We start from the raw sequence: 14,581 nt of genomic DNA on the forward strand, positions 1-14,581 counted from the left end.
TAGCCCGACCTTGCCCCCGCATCTGAGTAACAGGGCGCTTGCCGACGCAGCCTGTCTTACCCGCGCTGGCCGGTTATCCGCCCTGCGCGTCCCAGGACAGCACGGCCAGCTCCGCCACCGAAACACCCTTTCGTTGCCCATGTCCGCTCAAACCAGCAACACCCCCGAATTTGCCTTGCGCCTGACAGGTGTGGCGCTAGGCTATGGTGATTTCACCGTCTTGCGCGACATCTCCATGGACGTGCGCGCAGGCCAGGTGGTCGCCATCATGGGCGGATCGGGGTCGGGCAAGACGACTCTGCTGCGGGCCGCGACTGGCCAGCTCACCGCCCAGCAGGGTCAGGTGATCGCCTTTGGCCAGGACATGGCGCGCGTCAAACCGGCTGAACTCCAGTCCCTGCGTAAGCGCATGGGCGTGCTGTTCCAGCAAGGCGCGCTGTTCACCGACCTGAATGTGTTCGAAAACGTGGCTTTCCCGCTGCGCGAACACACCAAGCTGACCGAAGCGGAAGTCACCGACCGCGTGCTGGACAAACTGGACGCCGTCGGCCTGCGAGCCGCCGCGCATCTGAAGGTTGCTGAAATCTCGGGCGGCATGGCGCGCCGCGTGGCATTGGCCCGCGCCGTCGTGCTGGAACCCGAACTGATCTTGTATGACGAGCCCTTTGCCGGCCTGGACCCGATCTCGCTGGGCATCACCGCCCGCCTGATCCGCAGCCTGGCCGATCGCCTGGGATGCGCGTCCGTACTGATCACGCACGATGTGCAGGAATCCTTTGCCATTGCCGACCAGGTCTATCTGGTGGGGCAGGGCAAGCTGGCTGCCGCGGGCACCCCGGAATCGCTGTCGGCGTCGCAAGATCCGTATGTCCAGCAATTCCTGAAGGGCGAGCCCGACGGCCCCGTCGCGTTCCAGTACCCCGAAACGCCCGCTTTCCAAAAGTGGCTTACCGCACAGAAGGGGCGCAAAGCATGAGCGGAGAAAATAACGCCGTAAGCGCGCTGGGGGGCTGGGTCCGCACCCGCGTCTCCGCCATTGGCGGTTTCGCCAGATTCTTCGGCGCCATGCTGGCGCGCAGCGGCATTGCGTTGTCGCGGCCGCGCCTGGTGTCGCAACAGGTCCATTTCATTGGCAACTATTCGCTCCTGATCATCGCCGTGTCCGGCATGTTCGTGGGCTTTGTGCTGGGTCTACAGGGCTACTACACACTGAACCGCTATGGCTCCGAAGAGGCCTTGGGTCTGCTCGTGGCCCTGTCGCTCGTGCGCGAACTTGGACCTGTCGTGACCGCGCTGCTGTTTGCGGGACGCGCCGGCACGTCGCTGACTGCCGAGATCGGCCTGATGAAAGCTGGCGAACAGTTATCCGCCATGGAAGTCATGGCCGTGGACCCCGTGCGCCGCGTTCTGGTGCCGCGCCTGTGGGGCGGCATCATCGCCATGCCCATTCTGGCCGCCGTGTTTTCCATGGTGGGTATTCTGGGCGGCTGGGTCGTCGGTGTACTGATGATCGGCGTTGATGCCGGCGCCTTCTGGTCACAGATGCAAAGCGGCGTCGATGTCTGGAACGACGTGGCCAACGGCGTCATTAAAAGTCTGGTGTTCGGCGTCACCGTGACGCTGGTTGCGCTTTACGAAGGCTGGCAGGCCAAGCCCACCCCTGAAGGCGTTGCTCGCGCCACCACGCGTACCGTGGTCGTGGGTTCGCTGGCGGTACTTGGGCTGGACTTCCTGCTCACCGCCTTGATGTTTGGAAATTGATACGGATCGATCATGTCACGCGAAAAAACCGACTTCTGGGTAGGCCTGTTTATCTTGCTGGGCGCGGTCGCGCTGGCATTCCTGGCGTTGCGCGCCGGCAACTTAAGCGCGTTTTCGTTCGCGCCGACCTATACGCTGTCGGCCAAGTTCGATAACGTAGGCGGCCTCAAGGCGCGCGCGGCGGTAAAAAGCGCCGGTGTTGTGGTGGGCCGGGTAGCCAACATTTCGTTTGACGACAAGACCTTCCAGGCCGTTGTCACGGTCAATCTGGAAAAGGCTTACCAGTTCCCCAAGGACACCTCGGCGTCGATCCTGACGTCCGGTCTGCTGGGTGAGCAGTACCTGGGCCTGACCGCGGGCAGCGAAGAGGAAAACTTTACCGACGGCGGAAATATCCGCTATACACAAAGCGCCGTTGTGCTTGAGCAGCTGATCAGCCAGTTCCTTTATGGAACCGCCGAAAAGCAAGGCGCTAACGCTGCGTCCGAACCCGCCGCGAAATCGCCAAATTAAAGGCGATGTGAAAGACGCCGTAACCACAATGCGTGGCTCGCCGCAATATCATAAGAATTGTTGATAGGGATTTCCTGATCATGAACAAGTACGCTCTTTCCCGGATTGCCACTATCGCAGTGGCGGGTGCCTTGATGGCCGGCTGCGCAGCGCCGCAAAATCCGGACCCGCGCGATCCTTGGGAAGGCTTTAACCGCGGCGTCTACAAGTTCAACGACACAGTCGACCGCGCGGTCTTCAAGCCCGTTGCCCAGGCGTACACCTTTGTCACGCCGCAACCCGTGCGCAGCTGTGTCCACAACATCTTCAGCAACATCGGCGACCTCTGGTCCGGCACGAACAGCTTCCTGCAAGGCCGCGGCCACGACTTCGTCAACACGCTGGGACGCTTCCTGTTCAACACCACCATGGGCGTGGGCGGCTGCTTCGACGTCGCCTCGGCCAATGGCGCGCGCAAGATCCCGAACGACTTCGGCACGACGCTGGGCGTGTGGGGCTTCAGCCAAGGCCCATACCTGGTGCTGCCGATCTTCGGTTCGTCCACCGTGCGTGACGGCGCCGGCCTGATCGGCGATTTCGCCGGCACGACCTACGGCTACATGGGGATCGATTCCATCGACAACGTCCGCCTGCGCAACTCCTTGTGGGGTCTGCGTGTGGTTGACACGCGCGCCAGCCTGTTGAGCGCAACCGACACGATCGACCGCGTTGCGCTAGATCCGTACAGCTTCATCCGCGACGCCTATCTGCAACGCCGTAACGCCATGGTCCTGGGCCACCGCGTGAACGAAGAGGACGCGCTGCCCAACTACGAAGACGACGAGGGCGATGCCCCTGCTGCCGCCAAGGGCGCCCCGGCCCCGCAACCCGCTGCCAAGTAAGCTGCGGAGTGCGTTATCAGGTCAAGTAAGGAGTTTTGATGCAATTTGCTTTTATTTCCCTGCTGCAACGGCTGGCCTTCGCGGGCCTTCTCGGCCTGGCCGTGGCCAGCGCTGCGCAGGCTCAGCCCAACCCTAACGGCCCGCCCGACCAATTCGTGCTGGCCACCGCGAACGAAGCCCTCGACGTACTGAAGGCCGACGGCGCGGTGAAAGCCGGCAATACCGCGCGCATCAACGAAGTCGTCAATCAGCACATCCTGCCCTACGTCAACTTCCAGAAGACGACGCGCCTGGCTGCTGGCCGCTTCTGGCGTCAAGCCACCGAGCAGCAAAAGACGGCCTTGGCCGAGGCTTTCCGCGGCACGCTGGTGCGCACCTATAGCGGCGCCCTGACCCGTGTAACGCCCAGCACCAATGTCCGCGCGCTGCCCTTCCGCGGTGACGCCAATGCCGATGATGTGGTCGTCCGCACGCTGATCAGCCAAGCCAATGGCCAGCCCACTGGCGTGGACTACCGTCTGGAAAAAACGCCCCAGGGCTGGAAGATCTACGACATGAACGTCGAAGGCATCTGGCTGATCGAGAACTACCGCAATCAGTTCGCGCAGCAGATCAACCAAAACGGCATCGACGGTCTGATCCAGGCGCTGAACCAACGCAATCAGTAACCCTACAGTCCCGGCTGACACCGGCCCGGCGCGCCCCCAGAGGCCCGCCGGGCCGATTAATTTGGGGACGCACCTAGCCATCCCCCCGCGGCTCCCGGGGCCATAGGCGCTTGGCGTCACCGTGCGCTTATATAATGATCAATTCGCTCTTTTCCGGGCTACCCCCGCCGTCATGTCTGCCGTCAGTCTAGAAAACGTCTCCAAGGTCTACTCACCGCGCCAACGCGGGTGGCAAAAGCTGCTTGGGCGCGCGCCCGCCGCTGGCTTTCAAGCGCTGGACAACGTCAGCCTGAATATCGAGCACGGCGAATTCTTCGGCCTGCTCGGACCCAACGGCGCGGGCAAAACATCGCTGATTTCGATCCTGGCCGGTCTGGCACATGCAAGCTCCGGCCGCGCATCGGTCTGTGGTTATGACGTCGTTGCCGACTACAAGTCGGCACGGCGCTCGCTGGGCGTGGTGCCGCAGGAATTGGTCTATGACCCGTTCTTCACGGTGCGAGAGACGTTGCGCATTCAGTCCGGTTACTTCGGTCTGCGCAAAAATGACGACTGGATCGACGAAATCCTGTTCAACCTGGGTTTGGCCGACAAAGCCGACAACAACATGCGCGCCTTGTCAGGCGGCATGAAACGCCGCGTGCTGGTGGCCCAGGCGCTGGTGCACCGCCCCCCCGTGATCGTGCTGGACGAACCCACCGCGGGCGTAGACGTAGATCTGCGCCGCACCTTGTGGGAATTCATCTCACGCCTGAACAAGGCCGGCCACACCATCATGCTGACCACCCATTACCTCGAAGAAGCAGAAGCGCTCTGTGGCCGCATTGCCATGCTCAAGCGCGGCCGTATCGTGGCGCTGGACACGACGCAGGCGCTGATGGCCCGCGTTGGCGGTGTCGACCTGGAAGACGCTTTCGTACGCATCATGCACCAGGGCGACGAGCCCGCCACGCCCGCCTTGCAACCCGAAGAGATTTCGTCATGACGCAGCCCGACGCGACCGCCAGCCAGCCGCTGGTGCAGCCCCGCCTGGATGCGGGCTCCGGTTTTCCGACGCTGCTGCGCAAAGAATTGCTGCGCTTCTGGAAGGTCAGTTTTCAAACGATCGCGGCACCCGTGATCACGGCGCTGCTGTACTTGCTGGTGTTCGCACACGTGCTGGAAGGGCGGGTCGTGGTCTACGGCAGCGTGCCCTATACCGCGTTCCTGATTCCCGGGCTCATGATGATGAGCATGTTGCAGAATTCGTTCGCCAACCCTTCATCGTCGCTGATCCAAAGTCGCATTACCGGCAACCTCGTTTTCATGCTGCTACCGCCGCTGTCGCACCGCGACATCTTCGGCGCCTATGTGCTGGCGGCGATCGTGCGCGGCCTGGCCGTCGGCATTTGCGTGTGGCTCGTGGCCCTGTTCTTTGTATCGCTTGTGCCTGCCAACCCGTTGTGGCTGCTGGTCTTTGCGGTGCTGGCCTGCGGCATCATGGGCGTGCTGGGCCTGATCGCGGGCCTGTGGTCTGAAAAATTCGACCAACTGGCGGCCTTCCAGAACTTCCTGATCATGCCGGCGACCTTTCTGTCCGGCGTGTTCTATTCCATTCACACGCTGCCGCCTTTCTGGCAAAGCGTGTCCCACTGGAACCCCATCTTCTACACCATCGACGGTTTCCGCTACGGATTCTTCTCGGTGTCGGACGTCTCGCCCTGGCGCAGTCTGGCGGTGGTGACGGGGGTGTTCCTAGCACTGTCGTTTTATGCGCTGCGGCTTCTGGCCAGCGGCTACAAACTCAGGAACTGACGTCCATGCTTCCCACTCCCGCCCAAGTCCGCCAATACATCGCGGACGGCCTGTCCTGTGTACATCTTGACGTGCAAGGCGATGGCTCGCATTTCGACGCCGTCATTGTCAGCGCCGCCTTCGAGGGCAAGCGCCTGATTCAGCGCCATCAGCTGGTCTATGCCGCCCTGGGCGACCGCATGAAGGCCGAAATCCACGCCCTGTCGATGCGCACGCTGACCCCAGACGAATACGAGCAAGCAGGCAAGTAATGGACAAACTCCGCATCACCGGCGGCGCGCAGCTGCACGGCGAGATCTCGATCTCGGGTGCCAAGAATTCGGCGCTGCCGATCTTGTGCGCAAGCCTGCTGACCGCCGATGCGCTGACGCTTGCCAACGTTCCTCACCTGAACGACACCGACACGATGCTGCGTTTGTTGGGCCGGATGGGCGTGCGTGCGGACCGCGCCGCAGACGGCGTGGTGACCCTGCAAGCCAATCAGGTCGATAACCTGGAAGCGCCGTACGACTTGGTCAAGACCATGCGCGCGTCGATTCTGGTGCTGGGCCCCTTGCTGGCCCGCTTCGGCGAAGCCCGCGTCAGCCTGCCGGGCGGCTGCTCTATCGGCCAACGGCCTGTGGACCAGCACATCAAGGGCCTGGCTGCACTGGGCGCGGACATCAGCATCGAGCACGGCTTTGTCGTGGCGCGCGCGAAGCGCTTAAAGGGCGCCTCTATCCATACGGACATGGTCACCGTCACCGGCACCGAAAACCTGCTGATGGCCGCCGTGCTGGCAGAAGGCCAGACCGTGCTGGAAAACGCCGCCCGCGAACCGGAAGTGGTGGACCTGGCCGAATTGCTCATCAAGATGGGCGCCCGTATCCACGGCCACGGCACCGACCGCATTGTGATCGATGGCGTTGAACGCCTGCATGGCGCGCAACATCGCGTCATCTCTGACCGCATTGAAGCCGGCACCTTCCTGTGCGCCGTCGGCGCGGCAGGCGGCGACATCCTGTTGAAGAACACCAGCGCCGACATCCTGGGCGCTACGCTGGACAAGCTGACCGAAGCTGGCCTCACCATCGAAACCGGACCCGATTGGATCCGCGGCTCTATGTCCGCGCGCCCCAAGGCCGTGGGTTTCCGCACCCATGAATACCCCGGTTTCGCCACCGACATGCAGGCCCAGCTCATGGCGCTGAACACGGTGGCCGACGGCACCTCGGTCATTGTCGAAACCATATTCGAGAACCGCTACATGCACGTGCAGGAACTGTGCCGCATGGGAGCGGATATTGATATCGATGGCCACACCGCCATCGTCCGCGGCGTCAAGCGTCTGTCAGGCGCGACCGTCATGGCGACCGATCTGCGGGCTTCGGCCAGTCTGGTCATCGCCGGCCTGGCCGCCGATGGCGAAACACTGGTCGACCGCATTTACCACCTGGATCGTGGCTACGACCAGATGGAAGTCAAACTGCGCGCCCTGGGCGCGAACATCCAACGCGTTACCGGCAAGGAACAGGCATGAGTGATGCCAATATCAAGCCCCTGACCCTGGCACTGTCCAAGGGCCGGATTTTTGAAGAAACCATGCCCTTGCTGGCCGAAGCCGGCATCGAAGTGACGGAAAGCCCGGAGAGCTCGCGCAAGCTGATCTTGCCGACGAGCGACCCCGGCCTGCGCCTGATCATCGTGCGCGCGTCGGACGTGCCCACGTATGTGCAGTACGGCGCGGCCGACCTGGGCATTGCCGGCAAGGACGTGCTGATCGAGCACGCCAAGGAACAGCCGGGCGGCCTGTATCAGCCCATCGACCTGAACATTGCCAAGTGCCGTCTGGCCGTGGCTGTGCGCAACGGCTTCGACTACGAAGGCGCGGTGCACCAAGGCGCGCGCCTGCGCGTGGCCACCAAATACGTGCACTCAGCCCGTGAACACTTTGCGGCTAAGGGTGTGTACGTTGACATCATCAAGCTGTATGGTTCGATGGAACTGGCGCCGTTGGTGGGCCTGGCCGATTGCATCGTCGATTTGGTGTCCACCGGCGGCACGTTGCGCGCCAACGATCTGGTCGCCGTTGAAGACGTCATGCCGATTTCCTCGCGCCTGATCGTCAACCAGGCTGCGCTGAAAACCCGCGGCGCCCGCCTGCAACCTTTGCTGGACGCTTTCGAAAGAGCCGCCTCCCGTAACGCCTGACCTTCGCCCGCCGCGTCATTGCGGCGGCCGCTAGCCGTTTTCTGCTTTACTCCATGACGCCATGGCACTGATCAATCGTCTCGACTCCCGCGATCCCGGATTCAAATCCGCCCTGTCCAAGCTGCTGGCCTTTGAGGCCACCGAGGACGAGTCCATCGACCGTGCCGCGGCCGGCATTCTGGCCGACGTGCGCACCCGTGGCGACGCCGCGCTGGTGGAATACACACAACGTTTTGACCGCATGCCTGCCGCATCGGCCGGCACGCTGGAAATTCCCAAGGCCGATTGGCATGCCGCGCTGGCCACTTTGCCCGCTGCCCAGCGCAATGCGCTGGAAGCCGCCGCTGACCGCGTACGCGCCTACCACGAGCGCCAACGCGCCGAGACCTGGACCTACACCGAGGCCGACGGCACGATGCTGGGCCAGCAGGTCACGCCGCTGGACCGCGTGGGCTTGTATGTGCCGGGCGGCAAGGCCGCCTATCCGTCTTCGGTGCTGATGAACGCCATTCCGGCCAAGGTCGCCGGCGTCGCGGAACTGATCATGGTCACGCCTACGCCCGACGGCGTACGCAACCCCATCGTGCTGGCCGCAGCCGCCATCAGCGGCGTGGACCGCGTATTCGCCATCGGCGGCGCGCAGGCCGTGGGCGCGCTGGCCTACGGCACGGCTACCGTGCCTGCCGTGGACAAGATCGTCGGCCCGGGCAACGCCTATGTCGCCGCCGCCAAGCGCCGCGTGTTTGGCGTGGTTGGCATCGACATGATCGCCGGACCCAGCGAAATCCTGGTCATCTGCGACGGCAAGACGCCGGCCGACTGGATCGCCATGGACCTGTTCTCGCAAGCCGAGCACGACGAGCTGGCGCAATCCATCCTGCTCTGTCCGGACGCCGCTTTCATCGAAGAGGTGCAAGCCTCCATCGCCCGTTTGCTGCCGACGATGCCGCGCGCCGATATCCTGCGCGTCAGCCTGGCCAACCGCGGCGCGCTGATCCAGGTTCAAAGCCTGGAAGAAGCCTGCCAGATTGCCAACGACATCGCGCCTGAGCACTTGGAAATCTCCACGGAACAGCCCGAGATCTGGACCGCCAAGATCCGCCACGCTGGCGCAATCTTCATGGGCCGCTTCAGTTCGGAAGCGCTGGGCGACTACTGCGCGGGCCCGAACCACGTGCTGCCTACGTCGCGCACGGCCCGGTTCTCGTCGCCGCTGGGCGTGTACGACTTCCAAAAGCGTTCCAGCCTGATCCAGGTTTCGCACCAGGGCGCGCAAACGCTGGGCCGCATTGCAGCCGAACTGGCGCTGGGCGAGGGGCTGCAAGCGCACGCCGCCAGCGCCCAGTACCGGATCGACAAGCCATGAACCTGCCGGACCGCATCGCCAGCACGGTCCGCGCCGACATCCGCGAATTGGCGGCGTACCCGGTGGCCAACGCCGACGGCTGCATCAAGCTGGACGCGATGGAATGCCCCTACGAATTGCCCGAAGCGGTGCGGGACGACATCGCCCGCACGCTGCGCGATACCCCGCTGAACCGCTATCCGGCCGCGGATCTGTCCGCCTTGCAACAGGCCGTAAAGTCCGCTTTCGGCGTGCCGGATGGCGCTGACGTTCTGTTTGGCAATGGCTCGGACGAACTGATTCACATCATCGTCCAAGCCTGCTGCAACCCCGGCGATACGGTGATGTCGCCGTGGCCGTCATTTGTCTATTTCGACATGGCGGCCCGCTTCGACCACGCCCGTTTCGTGGGCGTGCCGCTGACGGCCGATCTGACGCTGGATTTGCCGGCCATGCTGGCCGCCATCCGCGCACATCAGCCCAAAGTGGTGTTCCTGGCCGTGCCCAACAATCCCACGGGCGGCCTGTGGGCCGATGAAGACGTGCAGGCGATCATCGCTGCCGCCCCCGGACTCGTGGTGCTGGACGAGGCCTACCAGCCCTTTGCCGAGCGCAGCTGGATGCCGCAGGTACTGGACGCGTCCAATGTGGTCGTGATGCGCACGGTATCCAAGATAGGCTTGGCCGGCCTGCGCTTTGGCTATCTGGCCGGACATCCGTCCTGGATTGCCGAGCTGAACAAGGTTCGCCCGCCCTACAACCTGGACGTGCTCACGCAAGCCACGCTGTTGACAGTGCTGCGCCACAAATCGGTCCTGGACGAGCAGGCCGCCCGGCTGCGCGCCGACCGTGCGCCGCTCGCCGCCGCGCTGGCCGCACTACCCGGCGCCAGGGTATTCCCTTCGTCCGGTAATTTCGTACTCGCGCGCTTTTCCGGCAAGCTGGATGGCAACGCCGTGCATCTTGCGCTGAAAACGCGCAAAATATTGATTCGTAACTTCTCCAACGCCCACCCGCTCCTGGCCAACTGCCTGCGCATCTCGGTGGGCGCCCCGGCTGAAAACGCCGCCTTGCTGGCTGCCTTGCAAGAGATTTTGAGTGCTTAACATGCGTACCGCAGAGATCACCCGCAACACCAACGAAACCCGCATCCGCGTGGCCATCAATATTGACGGCACCGGCAAGCAGACGATCGACACGGGCGTGCCCTTCCTGGACCACATGCTGGACCAGATCGCGCGCCACGGCCTGATCGACCTCGACATCAAGGCCGAGGGCGACCTGCACATTGATGCGCATCACACGGTGGAAGACGTGGGCATCACGCTGGGCATGGCCATCGCCAAGGCAGTCGGCACCAAGGCCGGCCTGCGCCGCTACGGCCACGCCTATGTGCCGCTGGATGAAGCGCTGTCGCGCGTGGTGGTGGACTTCTCGGGCCGCCCCGGCCTGGAATATCACATCCCTTTCACCCGCGCCCACATCGGCAATTTCGACGTCGATCTCACGCGTGAATTCTTCCAGGGCCTGGTCAACCACGCGCTCATCACGCTGCACATCGACAACCTGCGCGGCTTTAACGCCCACCATCAGGCGGAAACGGTCTTCAAGGCCTGTGGCCGCGCGCTGCGCATGGCCATGGAAGTTGACCCTCGCATGGGCGACGTCGTGCCCTCCACCAAGGGCGTGCTGTAACGTCCGCCAATTCCACTTTGCAGCAGGCAGAAAGAAGTGACCACTATCGCTATCGTCGACTATGGAATGGGCAATTTCCACTCCGTCGCACGCGCCCTGAAGTTCGCCGCCCCCGATGCGGACATCCGCATCTGCAACCAGCCTAAAGACATCGACGCGGCCGACCGCGTGGTGTTTCCCGGCCAAGGCGCCATGGCGGACTGCATGCGCACCCTGAATGAATCCGGCCTGCGCGAAGCCGTCGTGCGCGCCGCCCGCGCCAAGCCCCTGCTGGGCGTGTGCGTTGGCGAACAGATGCTGTTCGACTCCAGTGAAGAAGGCGGCACGTCGTGCCTGGGCATATTCCCCGGCGTCGTCCGCCGCTTCACGGGCCCGCGTTTCGCCGACCTGATCCCGGCTGATGACGAAGCCTGCGCGGCCGACACCGGCGCTGCAGGCCAGGTCGACGTCCGTCCTGAAAAGCTCAAAGTTCCGCACATGGGATGGAACAAAGTGCGCCATACGCGCTCTCATCCCCTCTGGGACGGCATTCCGGACGACTCGCACTTCTATTTCGTTCATAGTTACTACGCCGACCCGGTCGATGCGGACCTGACCGTTGGTGAAACCGATTATGGCGTCGCCTTTACCTGCGCAGTGGCGGCAGCTAACATTTTCGCGGTGCAGTTCCACCCCGAAAAGAGTGCCGAGCACGGTTTGCGCCTGTATCGCAATTTTGTAGACTGGCAACCGTAGGCCAAACGCCTGCGCGCACCAGCCCATTCAACCTTTTATTTTTCTTGCTGCCAACCATGCTGCTGATCCCCGCCATCGATCTCAAAGACGGGCGCTGCGTGCGCCTGCGCCAGGGTGACCTGGACGATGCAACGGTGTTCTCCGAAGACCCCGCCGCCATGGCCACTCGTTGGCTAGACCAAGGCGCGCGCCGCCTGCATCTGGTCGACTTAAACGGCGCTGTTGCCGGTAAACCGAAGAACGAAGCGCCCATCAAGGCGATCCTGGACGCCGTTGGCGACGACATCCCCGTCCAGATCGGCGGCGGCATTCGCGACCTCGACACCATCGAACGCTACCTTGATGCTGGCATCTCCTACGTGATCATCGGCACCGCCGCGGTCAAGAACCCAGGTTTCCTGCACGACGCCTGCGGCGCTTTTCCCGGCCAGATCATCGTCGGCCTGGACGCCCGCGACGGCAAAATCGCTACCGACGGCTGGAGCAAGCTGACCCGCCACGACGTGCTGGATCTGGCCAAGAAGTTCGAAGATTACGGCTGCGAAGCCATCATCTACACGGACATCGGCCGCGACGGCATGCTGTCGGGCGTAAACGTCGAAGCCACGGTCCGCCTGGCTCAACATGTGCGCATTCCCGTGTACGCATCGGGCGGCATCGCCGGCATCCAGGACATCGAAGCCCTGTGCGCCGTCGAAGAAGAGGGCGTCGAAGGCGCCATTCTGGGCCGCAGCATCTACGAAGGCACGCTCGACTTCCAAGCGGCGCAAGCCCGCGCCGACGAATTGGCAAAATGACCACTTCCAGCAGCACCCCCGGGGCCGGCGCGCCCGTTCAGAGCGCGCTGACCCGCCGCATCATTCCTTGCCTGGACGTCACGGCTGGCCGCGTCGTCAAGGGCGTGAACTTCGTCAACCTGCTTGATGCCGGCGACCCCGTCGAAATCGCTCGCCGTTACAACGAGCAGGGCGCAGACGAACTCACGTTCCTGGACATCACTGCCACCAGCGACGGCCGCGACCTGATCCTGCCCATCATCGAGCAGGTGGCCTCGCAGGTCTTCATCCCGCTGACGGTGGGTGGTGGCGTGCGCCAGGTGTCGGACATCCAGCGTCTGCTCAATGCCGGCGCCGACAAGATCAGCATCAACAGCGCCGCCGTAGCCAACCCGGAACTGGTTCGCGCCGCCTCCGACTATCACGGCTCGCAATGCGTGGTCGTGGCGATCGATGCGCGCCGGGTGTCCGCTGCGGGCGAACCCCCGCGCTGGGAAGTCTTCACGCACGGCGGCCGCAAGGCCACCGGGCTGGACGCCGTGGCATGGGCGCGCCGCATGGCCTCTTACGGCGCAGGCGAAATCCTCTTGACCAGCATGGACCGCGACGGCACCAAGTCCGGCTTTGACCTGGAATTGACGCGCACGGTGTCTGACGCCGTGCCGGTGCCCGTCATCGCCTCTGGCGGCGTGGGCAACCTGCAACACTTGGCCGATGGCGTCACCACCGGCCGCGCCAGCGCCGTGCTGGCCGCCAGCATTTTCCACTTCGGGCAGCACACCGTTGGCGAATGCAAACGCTTCATGGCCGAACAGGGCATTGCCGTAAGACTGGATAACTGACATGAGCACTGAACCCGCCTGGATGGCCGACGTCGTCTTCGACGAAAACGGCCTGATCCCCGCCATCGCCCAAGACGCCGACAACGGCCAAATCATGATGGTGGCCTGGATGAACCGCGAAGCGCTTGCCGAAACCGCAGCAACCGGCCGCGCCGTGTACTTTTCACGCTCGCGCCAGCGCCTGTGGCGCAAGGGCGAAGAATCCGGCCATTTTCAGGAAGTGCATGAACTGCGCCTGGACTGCGATGGCGACGTCATCCTGCTGAAAATTCACCAGGAAGGCGGCATTGCCTGCCACACCGGGCGCGCCAGCTGCTTCTACCGCCGCCTGGAAGGCCAGACGGACCAGGCGTCCTGGGTCACGGTTGATCCGGTGCTCAAAGACCCGGAAATGATCTACAAATGACCGATCAAACCTTAAGCGCCGCCGATATCCTGGCGCGCATCGCCGACACCCTGGAAACCCGCCGCCCTGAAAACGGCGGTGATCCCACGGCGTCTTATTCTGCCAAGCTGCTGGCCAAAGGCCCCGATTCCTTCCTGAAAAAGATCGGTGAAGAAGCCACGGAACTGGTAATGGCCGCCAAAGACGGCGTTCCTGACCGCATCGTCAGCGAAACAGCCGACTTGTGGTTTCACTGCCTGGTGGCGCTGACGCACTTCAACCTGCGGCCGGAAGCGGTGCTGGCCGAGCTGGCCCGCCGAGAAGGCCTGTCGGGCCTGGTGGAAAAAGCGAGCCGTCCGCAAGACTGAACCCGGAGCCCGGAAAAATGAGCGACAACTGTCTTTTCTGCAAAATCGCCGCTGGCGACATCCCGTCCAAGAAAGTCTTCGAGGACGAGGACTTTGTTGCATTCCACGATATCAATCCGGCCGCACCGGTGCATTTACTGCTGATCCCTCGACGTCATGTCACATCCATGCAGGATATTACCGGCGAGGACGCAGGTTGGTTGGGTAGAATGATGTCGTTGGCGCCGCGGCTCGCAGCCGAGAACGGTTGCCGTCCGGGCCCTGATGGCGGATTTCGCATCATGATCAACTCTGGCGTCGAAGGCGGCCAGGAAGTCCCGCATTTGCATTTCCACATCATCGGCGGTTCGCGGCCCTGGAAAGGGCGCGTAGCCCCCACTGCGTAATTCGGAGAAACATCATGGGTAGTTTCAGCATTTGGCATTGGTTGGTGGTTCTGGTCATCGTGGCGCTGATCTTCGGTACCAAGAAGCTGCGCAACATCGGCTCGGACTTGGGCGGTGCGGTCAAGGGTTTCAAAGAAGGCATGAAAGACGCCAACGGTGAAAAAACTGCCGACCCGATCGCGCAGCAGCGCGTATCCGGCGAAACCATCGACGTGCAGGCCAAGGAAAAATCCAACTCCTGA

At 63.2% G+C, this 14,581-nt stretch carries 20 protein-coding genes; all 20 read left to right on the forward strand.

Annotation, left to right across the window (positions count from 1 at the left end):
- The first annotated feature begins 139 nt into the window (after positions 1-139).
- A complete protein-coding gene (locus RAS12_RS20740; RefSeq protein ID WP_306939731.1) occupies positions 140-976 on the forward strand; it encodes an ABC transporter ATP-binding protein in 837 nt (278 codons plus the stop codon).
- A complete protein-coding gene (mlaE, locus tag RAS12_RS20745) occupies positions 973-1,761 on the forward strand; it encodes a lipid asymmetry maintenance ABC transporter permease subunit MlaE (protein WP_306939733.1) in 789 nt (262 codons plus the stop codon). The genes RAS12_RS20740 and mlaE overlap by 4 nt, the downstream gene beginning before the upstream one ends.
- 12 nt (positions 1,762-1,773) lie before the next feature.
- The gene (gene mlaD, locus RAS12_RS20750; protein ID WP_306939735.1) at positions 1,774-2,274 is read left to right on the forward strand and encodes an outer membrane lipid asymmetry maintenance protein MlaD; all 501 of its coding nucleotides are present in this window, start codon (positions 1,774-1,776) and stop codon (positions 2,272-2,274) included.
- 80 nt (positions 2,275-2,354) lie between these two features.
- Positions 2,355-3,155, forward strand: a complete 801-nt coding sequence (locus RAS12_RS20755; protein ID WP_306939737.1) for an MlaA family lipoprotein — start codon at positions 2,355-2,357, stop codon at positions 3,153-3,155.
- A 38-nt stretch (positions 3,156-3,193) separates the two neighbouring features.
- The gene (locus RAS12_RS20760; RefSeq protein WP_306939738.1) at positions 3,194-3,823 is read left to right on the forward strand and encodes an MlaC/ttg2D family ABC transporter substrate-binding protein; all 630 of its coding nucleotides are present in this window, start codon (positions 3,194-3,196) and stop codon (positions 3,821-3,823) included.
- Positions 3,824-3,995: 172 nt separating this feature from the next.
- Positions 3,996-4,808 carry an ABC transporter ATP-binding protein gene (locus RAS12_RS20765; RefSeq protein ID WP_306939740.1) on the forward strand — a complete coding sequence of 271 codons (813 nt, stop codon included), beginning with the start codon at positions 3,996-3,998 and terminating at the stop codon, positions 4,806-4,808.
- Entirely contained in the window at positions 4,805-5,617 is an 813-nt protein-coding gene (locus tag RAS12_RS20770) for an ABC transporter permease (RefSeq protein ID WP_306939742.1), read from the forward strand. Before RAS12_RS20765 ends, RAS12_RS20770 begins: the two co-directional genes overlap by 4 nt.
- A 5-nt stretch (positions 5,618-5,622) precedes the next feature.
- Complete coding sequence (locus RAS12_RS20775; RefSeq protein WP_306939744.1) at positions 5,623-5,868, forward strand: BolA family protein; 246 nt, start codon at positions 5,623-5,625, stop codon at positions 5,866-5,868.
- Entirely contained in the window at positions 5,868-7,136 is a 1,269-nt protein-coding gene (gene murA, locus RAS12_RS20780; RefSeq protein ID WP_306939746.1) for a UDP-N-acetylglucosamine 1-carboxyvinyltransferase, read from the forward strand. The genes RAS12_RS20775 and murA overlap by 1 nt, the downstream gene beginning before the upstream one ends.
- Positions 7,133-7,807, forward strand: coding sequence for an ATP phosphoribosyltransferase (hisG, locus tag RAS12_RS20785; protein WP_306939749.1), 675 nt, complete (start codon positions 7,133-7,135; stop codon positions 7,805-7,807). The genes murA and hisG overlap by 4 nt, the downstream gene beginning before the upstream one ends.
- A gap of 61 nt (positions 7,808-7,868) precedes the next feature.
- Positions 7,869-9,173, forward strand: coding sequence for a histidinol dehydrogenase (gene hisD / locus RAS12_RS20790; RefSeq protein ID WP_306939750.1), 1,305 nt, complete (start codon positions 7,869-7,871; stop codon positions 9,171-9,173).
- On the forward strand, positions 9,170-10,258 hold the full coding sequence (gene hisC / locus RAS12_RS20795; protein ID WP_306939753.1) for a histidinol-phosphate transaminase: 1,089 nt from the start codon (positions 9,170-9,172) through the stop codon (positions 10,256-10,258). Before hisD ends, hisC begins: the two co-directional genes overlap by 4 nt.
- Before the next feature lies 1 nt (position 10,259).
- Positions 10,260-10,847 carry an imidazoleglycerol-phosphate dehydratase HisB gene (hisB, locus tag RAS12_RS20800; protein ID WP_006216836.1) on the forward strand — a complete coding sequence of 196 codons (588 nt, stop codon included), beginning with the start codon at positions 10,260-10,262 and terminating at the stop codon, positions 10,845-10,847.
- 36 nt (positions 10,848-10,883) lie between these two features.
- Positions 10,884-11,582: an imidazole glycerol phosphate synthase subunit HisH gene (gene hisH, locus RAS12_RS20805; RefSeq protein WP_306939770.1), complete on the forward strand. Its 699-nt coding sequence runs from the start codon at positions 10,884-10,886 to the stop codon at positions 11,580-11,582.
- A 56-nt stretch (positions 11,583-11,638) separates the two neighbouring features.
- Complete coding sequence (gene hisA, locus RAS12_RS20810; RefSeq protein ID WP_306939771.1) at positions 11,639-12,379, forward strand: 1-(5-phosphoribosyl)-5-[(5-phosphoribosylamino)methylideneamino]imidazole-4-carboxamide isomerase; 741 nt, start codon at positions 11,639-11,641, stop codon at positions 12,377-12,379.
- Positions 12,376-13,200, forward strand: coding sequence for an imidazole glycerol phosphate synthase subunit HisF (gene hisF / locus RAS12_RS20815; protein ID WP_306939773.1), 825 nt, complete (start codon positions 12,376-12,378; stop codon positions 13,198-13,200). The genes hisA and hisF overlap by 4 nt, the downstream gene beginning before the upstream one ends.
- Before the next feature lies 1 nt (position 13,201).
- The gene (hisI, locus tag RAS12_RS20820) at positions 13,202-13,606 is read left to right on the forward strand and encodes a phosphoribosyl-AMP cyclohydrolase (RefSeq protein ID WP_306939775.1); all 405 of its coding nucleotides are present in this window, start codon (positions 13,202-13,204) and stop codon (positions 13,604-13,606) included.
- Positions 13,603-13,953, forward strand: coding sequence for a phosphoribosyl-ATP diphosphatase (locus RAS12_RS20825; RefSeq protein ID WP_306939776.1), 351 nt, complete (start codon positions 13,603-13,605; stop codon positions 13,951-13,953). The genes hisI and RAS12_RS20825 overlap by 4 nt, the downstream gene beginning before the upstream one ends.
- Positions 13,954-13,970: 17 nt before the next feature.
- Complete coding sequence (locus tag RAS12_RS20830; RefSeq protein ID WP_306939778.1) at positions 13,971-14,339, forward strand: histidine triad nucleotide-binding protein; 369 nt, start codon at positions 13,971-13,973, stop codon at positions 14,337-14,339.
- A gap of 14 nt (positions 14,340-14,353) precedes the next feature.
- Positions 14,354-14,581: a Sec-independent protein translocase subunit TatA gene (tatA, locus tag RAS12_RS20835; protein WP_306939779.1), complete on the forward strand. Its 228-nt coding sequence runs from the start codon at positions 14,354-14,356 to the stop codon at positions 14,579-14,581.

It is taken from the genome of Achromobacter seleniivolatilans, from assembly GCF_030864005.1.
Taxonomy (GTDB): domain Bacteria; phylum Pseudomonadota; class Gammaproteobacteria; order Burkholderiales; family Burkholderiaceae_B; genus Achromobacter; species Achromobacter seleniivolatilans.